Source organism: Pseudomonas sp. WS 5410, assembly GCF_012985645.1.
GTDB lineage: Bacteria > Pseudomonadota > Gammaproteobacteria > Pseudomonadales > Pseudomonadaceae > Aquipseudomonas > Aquipseudomonas shahriarae.
In genome coordinates, this window is the sequence record NZ_JAAQWS010000029.1 from 1 (window position 1) to 12,954 (window position 12,954).

10 protein-coding genes are annotated in these 12,954 nt (G+C 60.3%); 6 read left to right on the plus strand and 4 right to left on the minus strand.

Annotated features, from left to right (window positions below; translation table 11 throughout):
- Positions 1-1,507: DUF6531 domain-containing protein (locus HBO24_RS27285; RefSeq protein WP_222933247.1), on the minus strand; the 1,507-nt coding region annotated here is incomplete at its 3' end.
- Between the two features lie 176 nt (positions 1,508-1,683).
- Positions 1,684-3,504, minus strand: coding sequence for a sigma-54-dependent Fis family transcriptional regulator (locus HBO24_RS27290; RefSeq protein WP_170060716.1), 1,821 nt, complete (start codon positions 3,502-3,504; stop codon positions 1,684-1,686).
- Between the two features lie 253 nt (positions 3,505-3,757).
- Here HBO24_RS27290 and HBO24_RS27295 point away from each other — a divergent pair, with 253 nt between their 5' ends.
- From HBO24_RS27295 to HBO24_RS27320, 6 genes are read left to right on the plus strand one after another with little or no spacing between them, the layout of a single operon-like run.
- Complete coding sequence (locus HBO24_RS27295; protein WP_057445261.1) at positions 3,758-4,852, plus strand: ABC transporter ATP-binding protein; 1,095 nt, start codon at positions 3,758-3,760, stop codon at positions 4,850-4,852.
- The gene (locus HBO24_RS27300; protein ID WP_170060717.1) at positions 4,852-5,949 is read left to right on the plus strand and encodes an ABC transporter ATP-binding protein; all 1,098 of its coding nucleotides are present in this window, start codon (positions 4,852-4,854) and stop codon (positions 5,947-5,949) included. Before HBO24_RS27295 ends, HBO24_RS27300 begins: the two co-directional genes overlap by 1 nt.
- Positions 5,946-6,812: a sugar ABC transporter permease gene (locus HBO24_RS27305; protein WP_170060718.1), complete on the plus strand. Its 867-nt coding sequence runs from the start codon at positions 5,946-5,948 to the stop codon at positions 6,810-6,812. Before HBO24_RS27300 ends, HBO24_RS27305 begins: the two co-directional genes overlap by 4 nt.
- Before the next feature lie 10 nt (positions 6,813-6,822).
- Positions 6,823-7,623, plus strand: coding sequence for a carbohydrate ABC transporter permease (locus tag HBO24_RS27310; RefSeq protein WP_017735079.1), 801 nt, complete (start codon positions 6,823-6,825; stop codon positions 7,621-7,623).
- 10 nt (positions 7,624-7,633) lie between these two features.
- Positions 7,634-7,906 carry a DUF2160 domain-containing protein gene (locus HBO24_RS27315; RefSeq protein ID WP_029293327.1) on the plus strand — a complete coding sequence of 91 codons (273 nt, stop codon included), beginning with the start codon at positions 7,634-7,636 and terminating at the stop codon, positions 7,904-7,906.
- 38 nt (positions 7,907-7,944) lie between these two features.
- On the plus strand, positions 7,945-9,687 hold the full coding sequence (locus HBO24_RS27320) for an ABC transporter substrate-binding protein (RefSeq protein ID WP_029293329.1): 1,743 nt from the start codon (positions 7,945-7,947) through the stop codon (positions 9,685-9,687).
- A gap of 233 nt (positions 9,688-9,920) precedes the next feature.
- On the opposite strand, the gene nuoN is transcribed toward HBO24_RS27320, so the two are convergent.
- Together nuoN and nuoM are read right to left on the minus strand one after the other, a co-directional pair.
- Complete coding sequence (gene nuoN / locus HBO24_RS27325) at positions 9,921-11,384, minus strand: NADH-quinone oxidoreductase subunit NuoN (protein ID WP_057441395.1); 1,464 nt, start codon at positions 11,382-11,384, stop codon at positions 9,921-9,923.
- Positions 11,385-11,391: 7 nt separating this feature from the next.
- A complete protein-coding gene (nuoM, locus tag HBO24_RS27330; RefSeq protein ID WP_057445263.1) occupies positions 11,392-12,924 on the minus strand; it encodes an NADH-quinone oxidoreductase subunit M in 1,533 nt (510 codons plus the stop codon).
- Between the last annotated feature and the right edge of the window lie 30 nt (positions 12,925-12,954).

The window sequence follows — 12,954 nt, forward strand, 5'->3', positions numbered from 1 at the left end:
CCCCCAGATAAATCGCCGCTTCAGCCAGGCTATTGCTGATCGCCGGGCGGGCAACGGAGGGCAGGGGAAAGGTGGTGCTGCGGTTCTCATGGTCCGTCCACACCACCGACCCGCCGACCACCTCCAGCCGCTGCGCCAAGGAATGGCTCCAGCCAAAGCCCAGCCCGCAATCCACCTCCACGGCACTGGTGCGATACAGGCGTGTCCAGGCAAATGGCAGCACGCCATCCAGTTCGCCATCGGTCAGGGTCAGCAGTTCTTCGCCGGTGACCATGGACACCGGGCAACCATGGGTCGCGGTTTTATCAGCGCTGGCGGTTGCCTCACCGTTGGGGTTTTTCGCGGAGGAGGGTGCGTCGTCCAACGCCTCTGCCTGCTTGAGCGTGGTATTGCGCCGCGCGCCCCAGTGCATCTGCAGGCCACCCTTTTTCAAGCCGCCAACCACGCCGCGCACAGCCACCGTCTTGTAGCGATCCACCGCCCCCATAAAACGCTTGAGGATGTCGAACACGCCTTTGACGAAACCCACTGCAACGTCAACCACCTGCTTGCCATACTTCGCCAGACGCAGCCCCAGGTACGCGATCCCGGCACCTTGCAGGGCAATGGTCAGCACCAGCGCAATCAGCAAATCAATGAGCAGCGACACGGCAAACCCGGCAATCACCTCGGCGGTTTTCCCTGCCACCTGGCTGGGAGGCAACGCCGACAACCAGATCATCGCCGTGCGCAACATCAGGTACAGCGCCGCTTCGTCGCTGGCCAGCAACATCGCCTGTTCCATCACCTGCGGCGCTTCGCGCGCCAGGGCTGTCAGCTCGGCGGCCTGGGCGCCAAGGCGTTCGATGTGTTTGGCCGGGTCCTTGAGGATGTCCTGCACCAGCGACAGGCTGTCCCACACCTCGGAAATGGCTGACCAGGTACCGGCCAATACCCCACTGCCAATGGCACTTGACGCCGACACCTGCCAGTGCGGTTTGAACCCCCTCCATTCCTTGCGCAGCCAGGCTTGTAGCTCGGCGGTCAAACCGTCGTAGGACGCAAACAGCGCCTCCATCTGCGCCGCCGAAGCCCCGCCCTGTACGCGCACCTGATAGCGCCCACCGGCCGCGCAGTGATGGGTACCCTTGCCCTGTTCATCCAGTTGGATAAACGTGGAACTGCCGTCCTCCAGGCCAATCACCTGCACCTGGAGATTGCCCAGCGGCACGTCATACACCGACTCGAATTTGCTTTCGATCTTCAGCTCGCCGCCTGCCGGGCACACGGCAACACTGGAAGCAAAGTCGGTGTCGGTCAGGCTTACCGACACCTGGGAATCACCGACCCGCAGCACCCGCTCCATGCCCAGCAGCGACGGCAAATCCGTGGCGTGGCTGACCTTGTCCAGGGCCTGCGCGTACCAGCTTGTTACCTGCTGGCGATACAGCGCCAGGCTCTGGTGAAAGCCATCCAGCTCGTATTCGATCAGGTCGATGGGCGATGAATCAGGGGCAGGGGCTGGCATCCATGACGTCTCTGCAAAAGAAAGGCGTCGGAGAATGCCGCAGGAAAAGGGCGCTTGGAGGTGTGGTCTGTTAAATCAGAATGGGCTTACGGACAGGGGGAGTTTTTCAGTTGGAATCGGCGCTTATGCCCACATCAACTAGCGATCAGTCTTAAAGAAAGACACAGGGTTTACGGCTATGGAGCGGCGCGTAATCGCTTGTATAAGGTATTGCGGCTGACCCCCAACTCCCTCGCCAAGTGGGAGATATTGCCGCCGACCGCTGCCAGTCGTTGCTGAAGGTTTTGCCTATCGTCCAGATCGTCCATGACCACCGGCGCGCTGGGTGCGGCTTGCCCCAGGTCGACAAAAAAATCATCCGGCAGGTGCTCGGGGCGAATCGGTTGATCTTCGGCCATGACCAGCGCCACCTGCATTACGCTGCTGACCTGGCGCAGGTTGCCCGGCCAGGGGTGTTGCTCGAATAACGCCAGCACTTCAGCACTGAGCCCGGCCCATTGCGTGGGTTCGCGGTGCTGTTGCCACAGTTGCTTGAACAGCGCCTGCTTGTCACTGCGCTCGCGCAGGGGCGGCAGTTCCAGGGTCAGGCCGCCGATGCGGTAGTACAAATCCTCCCGAAACCGTCCGATCTGCACCTGTTCGCGCAGCGAACGGTTGGTCGCCGAGATAATCCGCAGGTCCACCGGGAATAATTCGCTGCTGCCCACCGGCTGGACGCAGCGCTCCTGCAATACCCGCAGTAGCCGGGCCTGGGTGGGCAAGGGCATGTCACCGATTTCATCGAGAAACAGCGTGCCTTTGTCGGCCTTGCGGATCAGGCCAATGCTGCCTTTTTGATTGGCGCCGGTGAACGCGCCTTTTTCATAGCCAAACAGCTCCGATTCCACCAGCTCCGCCGGAATTGCCGCACAGTTGACCGCGATAAACGCCTGCTGGCTGCGGGAACTGGCCTGGTGCAGGGCTTTGACGAAAACTTCCTTGCCGACACCGGTTTCACCGTGGATCAGCAGCGGAATGTCTTTTTCCAGTAGGCGTTCGGCCTGGCGCACAGCCTTTTCCACGCGGCTGTCGCCAAAGTGCAGGGTCTTGAGGCCGATGGGCGCGGGGGCTGGTTCACTAAAGACCCTGGCCTGCACCGGCGCCTGTTTGGGGCGTTTGAGTAGGCACTGGAAACGGTTGCGCCCCGCAGCCTGCAGGGCAAAGGGCAGGCCTTCGGGCTGGTTGAGCAACTCCAGCAGCGAGACCTTGAACAGGCTGTCGATCATCACCCGCGACAGGCTGATGCCCAGCAAGTTGTCGGCGCGGCGATTGGCTGACAGCACCTGGCCACTTTCATCGAAGATCAGCAGGCCGGCCCATTGGCTGTCGAGGTTGTTCAGGCCGGTGTTGAAGGTCAGTTGGAAGTGTTCGCCGCCAAACAGGTTAAGGATCAGCCGGTTTTCCACGGTCTGGCTCATCATCTTGACCATGCCCAGGGTGTGGGAGGGCGGCAGGTAGCTGTCGCTGGACACATCCAGTACCGCAATGATCTCGCGGTTGGCATCAAAGATCGGCGCGGCTGAACCGGTCATAAAACGGTTGGCCTTGAGGAAGTGTTCGTCATGTTCGATATGCACCGCCTGGGCGCAGGCCAGCGCGGTGCCGATGGCGTTGGTGCCGGTGGCGCGCTCCATCCAACTGGCTCCGGCGTTGAAGCCACGGGCCAGCTTGGGGTCGATAAAGCGTTGGGTGCCCCACGAGGTCAGGACCTGGCCCTGATTGTCGGCCAGCATGATCAGGCAGTTGGAATTGCTGAGGATGTTCTCGTAATAAGGCAGCACTTCCTGGTGGGTGGTCTGGACCAGCGCGTGCTGGCTCTCCAGCAGTTGGCTGATGCCCTCGGCGGGCAGTTGGTCGAAGCTGGGGGCGCTCTGGTGATCCAGGCCGAACGCACGGCAGCGGCGCCAGGAGTCCTGGATGATGGTGTCGTGGGGCAAAAGCGGGGCTGGTGCGGCCATGGCGGTGACCTTCTTTTTATTGTTGTTATGAACCCTATGCAATTCCAATGTGCGAGCGGGCTTGCTCAGTGTTGTTCAGAACTGTTCATTGTCAACCTGGAGGTTGTTCAATTGTTCAGTTGTGAATGTTCATTTCTGTTCAGCACTGAGCAATGGTTTTGCTCAAGTCTTTGGCAAATCAACGTTTTTTACTATTGGCACGAAACTCGCTCTGTCCCTGGAAGAACAATTCCAATAAGAAAAAGGGCGTGTCATGTCATTGACCCTGGAACATGTGACCCGTGTCGTCGAAGGCCAGACCTGGATCGACGACGCCAACCTGCGCTTTGAAGCCGGTTCTTTCAATGTGTTGCTGGGCCGTACGCTGTCCGGCAAGACCAGCCTGATGCGCCTGATGGCCGGCCTGGACAAGCCTGACAGCGGACGCATCCTGATGAACGGCGTCGACGTCACCCATAAGCCGGTGCGCTTGCGCAATGTGTCGATGGTGTACCAGCAGTTCATCAACTACCCGACCATGACCGTGTTCGAGAACATCGCCTCGCCGCTGCGCCAGGCCGGGGCCTCCAACGAACTGATCCACAGCAAAGTGCTGGAAACCGCAAAGATGCTGCGCATCGAGAAGTTCCTGCAACGTCACCCTCTGGAGCTGTCCGGTGGCCAGCAGCAACGCACGGCGATGGCCCGGGCGCTGGTCAAGGATGCCGAGCTGATTCTGTTCGACGAACCCTTGGTCAATCTGGACTACAAACTGCGCGAAGAGCTGCGTCAGGAAATGCGCGAGCTGTTCAAGGCCCGCAACACCATTGCCATCTATGCCACCACCGAGCCCAACGAGGCACTGGCGCTGGGCGGCACCACCACCATTCTCCACGAAGGCCGGGTGATCCAGAGCGGCAAGGCCGCCGAGGTCTATCACCAACCGCAGACCGTGCTGGCGGCCGAGCTGTTTTCCGAACCGCCGATCAACCTGATGCCGGGGCGCATCAGCGGCAATGAAGTGAGTTTCGCCAGCGACGTGCACTTTCCGTTGAATGTCGACCTGCGCCCCATCGGCGAGGGCGAATTCCGCTTTGGTGTGCGCCCCAGCCATATCAGCCTGGTGCCCAGCAACGACGATGATCTGGAACTGGCAGTAACCGTGGAAGTGGCGGAGATCAGCGGCTCGGAAACCTTCCTGCACGTGCGCAGCGAGCATTTTTTGCTGGTTTTACACCTGCCGGGAGTACACGAGTACGACGTGGATGCGCCGATCCGCATCTATATTCCGACCCATAAACTGTTTGTGTTCGATGGTCAGGGCCGTTTGGTCCAGGCTCCCGGGCGCCGTGTCGCGAGGGTTGCCTGATGGCCGAGATCCATTTGCAGAACCTGGCACATAGCTACAGCCCTACACCCGCCGGGCCTGAAGACTACGCCATTCGCGAAATGAACCACATCTGGGAGCAGGGCGGTGCCTACGCGTTGCTCGGGCCGTCTGGCTGTGGCAAGTCAACCTTGCTCAACATCATCTCCGGCCTGCTCAGCCCTTCGGAAGGCCAGGTGCTGTTCGACAATAAGGTGGTAAATGAGCTGACCCCGGAAAAGCGCAATATCGCCCAGGTTTTCCAGTTCCCGGTGGTCTACGACACCATGACCGTGTTCGATAACCTAGCATTCCCCCTGCGCAACCAGGGCATGGCCGAGGCGAAAGTGCACAGCAAGGTGCAGGAAATTGCTGAAGTGCTCGACCTGCAGAACCTGCTGGGCAAAAAGGCCCGCAACCTGAGTGCCGATGAAAAGCAAAAGGTCTCGATGGGCCGTGGGCTGGTGCGCGATGACGTCTCGGCGATCCTGTTCGACGAGCCGCTGACGGTAATCGACCCGCACCTGAAGTGGAAACTGCGGCGCCAGCTCAAGCAGATCCATGAGCAGTTCAATATCACCATGGTTTACGTCACCCACGATCAGTTGGAGGCCTCGACCTTTGCCGACAAGATCGCGGTGATGTACGGCGGGCAGATTGTGCAGTTCGGCACGCCGCGGGAATTGTTTGAGCGTCCCAGCCATACCTTTGTCGGCTATTTCATCGGCAGCCCAGGGATGAATCTGATTGAAGTGCAGGCCGAAGCTGGTGGGGCGCGGTTTGCCGGGACACATCTGGCGTTGTCCGAGGTGCAGCAGCGGCAGATCGCGGAAAAGGACTACAAAAAACTTCAGGTCGGCATTCGTCCCGAGTTTATCCATGTGTGGGACGAGCCCAATCCTGATGCGTTGCAGGCCGACGTCATGCATATCGAAGACCTGGGCACCTACAAGATCCTGACCCTCAACCTCGACGGCGCGCCGTTGAAAGTACGCCTGGCCGAAGACAAACCGGTACCCGAGGGCCGGGCGTCGATCAGCTTCCCGGCGCAATGGTTGATGGTCTATGCCGATGATTACCTGCTGGAGGCGCGGCCATGAACAAGGTGCAGAACAACAAGGCCTGGTGGCTGGTATTGCCGGTGTTCCTGCTGGTGGCGTTTAGCGCGGTGATCCCGATGATGACCGTGGTCAACTACTCGGTGCAGGACATTTTCGACCAGTCCAGCCGCTATTTCGTCGGTGCCGACTGGTACAAGCAAGTGCTGCTGGACCCGCGCCTGCATGACTCGCTGCTGCGCCAGTTCATCTATTCCGCGTGTGTGCTGTTGATCGAGATCCCGCTGGGCATTGCCATTGCCCTGACCATGCCCACCAAAGGCCGCTGGTCGTCCCTGGTGCTGATTGTGATGGCCATCCCGCTGCTGATCCCGTGGAACGTGGTCGGTACCATCTGGCAGATCTTCGGCCGTGCCGATATCGGCCTGCTGGGTTCGAGCCTGAATGCCATGGGCATCAACTACAACTATGCCGCCAACACCATGGACGCCTGGGTCACGGTGCTGGTCATGGATGTGTGGCACTGGACCTCTCTGGTGGCGCTGCTGTGCTACTCCGGGCTGCGGGCCATACCGGATGTGTACTACCAGGCCGCGCGAATTGATCGGGCATCAGCCTGGGCGGTATTCCGACATATCCAGTTGCCGAAGATGAAGAGCGTGCTGCTGATCGCCGTGATGCTGCGCTTCATGGACAGTTTCATGATCTACACCGAGCCGTTTGTCCTGACGGGGGGCGGGCCGGGGAATGCGACGACCTTCCTCAGTCAGACCTTGACCCAGATGGCTATCGGCCAATTCGACCTGGGGCCGGCGGCAGCGTTTTCCCTGGTGTATTTCCTGATCATCCTGTTGGTGTCCTGGCTGTTCTACACCGCCATGACCCCCTCCGACGCCAACCGCTGAGGCCGCCAACATGAGCAAGCGCAAGGTCATCCCCCTGCTGATCTACATTCTGTTCCTGCTGGTGCCGATCTACTGGCTGCTGAACATGTCCTTCAAGAGCAACACCGAAATCCTCGGCGGCCTGACGCTGTTTCCGCAGGATTTCACCCTGGCCAACTACAAGGTGATTTTCACCGACCCCAGTTGGTACACCGGGTATCTGAACTCGCTGTACTACGTGAGCCTGAACACCGTGATTTCCCTGACGGTGGCACTGCCGGCGGCCTACGCGTTTTCGCGCTATCGCTTCCTCGGCGACAAGCACCTGTTCTTCTGGTTGCTGACCAACCGCATGGCGCCGCCGGCGGTGTTCCTGTTGCCGTTTTTCCAGTTGTATTCGTCCATCGGCCTGTTCGACACCCATATCGCTGTGGCTCTGGCCCACTGCCTGTTCAACGTGCCGCTGGCGGTGTGGATCCTGGAAGGCTTTATGTCGGGGGTGCCCAAGGAGATCGACGAAACGGCCTACATCGACGGCTATAGCTTTCCGAAGTTTTTCGTGAAGATCTTTATCCCGCTGATTGGCTCGGGGATCGGTGTCACGGCGTTTTTCTGCTTTATGTTTTCCTGGGTCGAACTGCTGCTGGCGCGCACGCTGACGTCCGTGAATGCCAAACCGATTGCCGCCGTGATGACCCGCACCGTGTCAGCGTCCGGGATTGACTGGGGCGTACTGGCGGCCGCCGGGGTGCTGACCATCCTGCCGGGCATGCTGGTGATCTGGTTTGTTCGCAACCATGTGGCCAAGGGCTTTGCCCTTGGCCGGGTCTGAGGAAACGATGATGGAATGGATGGCCTGGACCACCCCGACTGCACTGTTCTTTGCGGCGATTGCCCTGTTGCTGGCGGGCATGACCACGTGGGAGCTGCGTTCGCCGAGCATTCCCCGGCGCGGGTTGTTACCGATCAGCACCACCCGTGGTGATCGTTTGTTTATCGGTCTTCTCGGGAGCGCCTACCTGCATCTGCTGGTGATTGGCGTAACCGGCTGGAGCATCTGGGTGGCGTCCGCGCTGTCTGTGGTGTGGCTGTTGTCTGTGATGCGTTGGGGATAGCCACAGGCATCCCTTTTGATCCCAACCAGGAGGTCTCTATGTTCGATAAAAACAATAAGCTGCGACATAGCATTTCATTGGCCGCTGTCTTGGCCCTCAGTGGCCTGAGTGCTGCGGCCTGGGCTGATGCCTATGAGGATGCCGCGAAAAAATGGATTGGCAGCGAGTTCAAACCGTCCACTCTCACCGAAGCCCAGCAACTTGAAGAGTTGAAGTGGTTTATCAAGGCCGCCGAGCCGTTTCGTGGGATGAAGATCAATGTGGTGTCGGAAACCCTTACCACCCACGAGTACGAATCCAAGGTGCTGGCCAAGGCCTTCAGTGAAATCACCGGGATCAAGCTGACCCACGACCTGCTGCAGGAGGGCGATGTGGTGGAAAAACTGCAGACCCAGATGCAGTCGGACAAGAACATCTATGACGGCTGGGTCAACGATTCCGACCTGATCGGTACGCACTTTCGCTATGGCAAGACCGAATCCATCACCGACCTGATGGCCAATGAAGGCAAGGACTTCACCTCGCCGACCCTGGACCTCAAGGACTTTATCGGCATCTCGTTTACCACTGCGCCGGATGGCAAGATCTACCAGTTGCCCGACCAGCAATTTGCCAACTTGTACTGGTTCCGCGCCGACTGGTTCGAGCGGGCCGATCTCAAGGCCAAGTTCAAGGAAAAGTACGGCTATGAGTTGGGCGTCCCGGTGAACTGGTCGGCCTATGAAGATATCGCCAAGTTCTTCAGCGAAGACGTCAAGGAAATCGACGGCAAACGCGTCTATGGCCATATGGACTACGGCAAGAAGGATCCGTCCCTGGGCTGGCGTTTTACCGATGCCTGGTTCTCCATGGCCGGGGGCGGCGACAAGGGCCTGCCCAACGGCTTGCCGGTGGACGAGTGGGGCATTCGGGTCGAGGACTGCCACCCGGTGGGTTCCAGCGTGACCCGTGGCGGCGATACCAACGGCCCGGCCGCGGTGTTTGCCACGCAGAAATATGTCGACTGGATGCGCGCCTATGCGCCACCGGAAGCGGCGGGCATGACCTTCTCCGAGTCCGGGCCGGTACCGTCCCAGGGCAACATCGCGCAGCAGATTTTCTGGTACACCGCCTTTACTGCCGATATGACCAAGCCGGGCTTGCCGGTGATGAACGCCGATGGCACGCCGAAGTGGCGCATGGCACCGTCACCACGCGGTCCATATTGGGAGGAGGGTATGAAGCTGGGGTATCAGGACGTGGGCTCCTGGACCTTCCTCAAATCCACGCCTGAGAAGCAAAAACTGGCGGCCTGGCTGTATGCGCAGTTCGTCACCTCGAAAACCGTGTCCTTGAAGAAAACCATCGTCGGCCTGACGCCAATCCGCGAATCGGACATCAACTCCCAGGCCATGACTGACCTGGCACCGAAACTCGGCGGCCTGGTGGAGTTCTATCGCAGCCCGGCGCGGGTGCAATGGACGCCGACCGGCACCAACGTGCCGGATTATCCGCGCCTGGCGCAGCTGTGGTGGAGCCATATCTCGGAAGCCGCCAGCGGCGAGAAAACCCCACAACAGGCGCTGGATGGCCTGGCCAAAGATCAGGACGCCATCATGACGCGCCTGGAGCGCTCCAAGGTGCAGCCGATCTGCGGGCCGAAGATGAACCCCGAGCGCGATGCCCAGTACTGGTTCGACCAGCCGGGTGCACCGAAGCCGAAACTGGCGAACGAAAAGCCCAAGGGTGAAACCGTGAACTATGCCGACTTGCTCAAGTCGTGGGAGGCGGCGCGTAAGTGAGGTAGGGCAGATAGCACAACGGCACCGTGAGGTGCCGTTTTTTGTGGTGTCGCTGCTACCGCCATCGCGGGCAAGCCCGCTCCCACATTGATCCGGTTTCATCATGAGAGCACGGTCATGTGTGGGAGCGGGCTTGCCCGCGATGGCGACAGCGGTGGCACCGCATATCTCCCCCCAGAAACGCAAAACGGCACCCAAGGGTGCCGTTCTGTTTACTGCTTGAGCCTAAGCGATCAACCCGCCATCACCGCATGCTGCACCAGGGTGAGCAACGGTTGTGGGTAGACACCCAGGAAGAACGCCAGCAGGGCAATGGCCAGCAGCATCACGCCACCGGCTTTTTGCTCCCAGTGCAGCTCGGCGTCCACACGGCGCAGGTTTGGCTCGATCAGGTACAGGGTGACCATCACGCGCAGGTAGTAGAACACGCCGATGGCGCTGCCCAGTACCAGGGAGGCTACCAGCCACCATTCGTGGGCTTCAACACCGGTCGCGACGATGTAGAACTTGCCGATAAAGCCGGCGGTCAGCGGGATACCGGCCAGGGACAGCATCATCACGGTCAGCACGGCGGTCAGGTACGGACGGCGCCAGAACAGGCCGCGGTATTCGTACAGGGCGTCGGCGTCCCGACCTTTGTAAGGCGAGGACATCAGGGTGATCACGCCGAACGCACCGAGGCTGGTGATCACGTAGGTGACCAGGTACACGCCGATGGCTTCCACGGCCAGGCCTTTGCTCGCCACCAGGGCGATCAGCAGGTAGCCGAAGTGGGCGATGGACGAGTAACCCAGCAGACGCTTGAGGTTGTTCTGGGTCAGGGCCAGCAGGTTACCGAACAGGATCGACGCAATGGCGATCACGGTCAGCACGTCGCTGAGTACGCCGGTGTTGGCGGCAGGGGAGATCTGGAACAGACGCACCATCACCGCAAACACTGCAACCTTGGACGCGGTAGCCAGGAACGCGGCTACCGGTGCCGGGGCGCCTTCGTACACGTCCGGGGTCCACAGGTGGAACGGTACCAGCGACAGCTTGAACGCCAGGCCGATCAGCATCATGGCCAGGCCCAGTTGGGCAAGCGGCGCAGGCATGCTGGTGGTGGCCAGTGCGTGGCCGATACCGCTGAAGCTCAGGCTACCGGCTTCGGCGTAGAGCAGGGCCATACCGAACAACAGGAACGCGGAACCGGCGGCCGACAGCACCATGTACTTGATGCCGGCTTCCAGGGAGCGCTTGTTGAAGAAGGCGTAGGCCACCAGGCCGTAGGTCGGGATCGACAGCAGTTCCAGGCCGATGAACAAACCGGCCAGGTGCTGCGCGCTGACCAGCACGATACCGCCGGCCGCAGCCAGCAGGATCAGCAGGTACAGCTCTTCGCGGTTGCCCGGGTAGCCGGTGCCGCCTTCGCCGAGGTAAGCGTGGGCGAGGGTGACGCAGGCCAGTGTCGCAACCAGGATCAACGCGGTGTACAGCAGCGCGAAGTCATCGATCATCACCAGCGGGGTCACCGCCAGTGGGGCGACCTTGAGTGCCGGGATAATCGACAGCAAGGCCAGGTTCAGACCTGCGGTAGACAGCAGGAACGTCTGTGAGTGATTGCGGCGCCAGGCGATTGCCAGCATCACCACCACAATGGTGAGGCTGGTAATCAGCAGCGGCGCAAGCGCGATAAAGTGTTGGATCGTGAATTCCATAGCGCTCTTACCGGGCCGAAGCGAGTTGAGTGAAGGCGGTGCTCAACCACTGCTGCACGCCATGCATCGTGGCGGCAGAGGTGTCGAGGAACGGTTGCGGATACACGCCGATATACACCAGCAATGCCGCAAGGCCGAGCACCATGATCAGTTCGCGAGCATCCATCCCTTTAAGGACAGCGTCCGACTTGGTCGGGCCGAAGTAGGCGCGGTGGATCATGATCAGCGAGTAGACCGAACCGAACACCAGGCCGGAGGTGGCAATCGCGGTGATCCATGGCGCACTGACGAAGCTGCCCATCAGGATCAGGAACTCGCCGACAAAGTTACCAGTGCCCGGCAAGCCCAGGGAGGCGGCTGCAAAGAACAGGCTGATCGCCGGCAGGTAGGCGATACGCGACCAGATGCCGCCCATTTCACGCATGTCACGGGTGTGCAGGCGCTCGTACAGTTGGCCACTGAGGATAAACAGTGCGGCTGCCGAAACACCGTGAGCCAGCATCTGGATCACCGCGCCTTGCAACGCCAGCTGGCTGCCGGAGTAGATGCCGATCAGTACGAAACCCATGTGGGAAACGGACGAGAAGGCAATCAGACGCTTGATGTCGGTTTGTGCGAAGGCCAGGAACGCGCCGTAGAAGATCCCGATCAGACCCAGGGTCATGGCAATCGGCGCGAACTCGGCCGAAGCATTCGGGAACAGCGGCAGGGCGAAACGCAGCAGGCCGTAGGCCGCCGTCTTCAACAGGATACCGGCCAGGTCCACGGAACCTGCGGTGGGTGCCTGGGCGTGAGCGTCAGGCAACCAGGAGTGGAACGGTACCACTGGCAGCTTCACCGCGAAGGCGATGAAGAAACCGAGCATGAGAATGTACTCGGTGGTCATCGACATCTTGGTTTTCAACAGGTCGGCGTAGTTGAAGGTAATCACGCCGGTGTTGTTGAAGTTGACCAGGACCAGGCCCAGGATCGCCACCAACATGATCAGGCCGGAAGCCTGGGTGAAGATGAAGAACTTGGTCGCCGCGTAGATCCGGGTTTTCTTGCCGTCCGAAGAACTGTGACCCCAGAGCGCGATGAGGAAGTACATCGGCACCAGCATCATTTCCCAGAAGAAGAAGAACATGAACAGGTCCAGCGCAAGGAACACGCCGACAACGCCGCCCAGGATCCACATCAGGTTCAGGTGGAAGAAGCCCACGTGACGCTCGATTTCTTTCCAGGAGCAGAGTACCGAGAGGATACCCAGCAGGCCGGTCAGCAGGATCATCAACAGCGACAGGCCATCGAGGGCCAGGTGCACGTTGATGCCGAAGCGTTCGATCCAGACGTGCTTGAATTCAAGCGCGAAGGTTGGATCGACACCCGGTGCCGGAGCAAATGAATAGTCGCCATGGGCCCACAGCCAGAGGCCGAGTGCGAGTTCCAGGGACATGGTCAGCAACGCAATCCAGCGGGGCAGGGTAGCGCCGAAGCGCTCGCCCATCCAGCAGAGCAGGCCGCCGATAAAAGGGATCAGGATTAGCCAGGGCAGAATCATGACGGGCTCGTTTCCTTTCGCAAGTTCGCA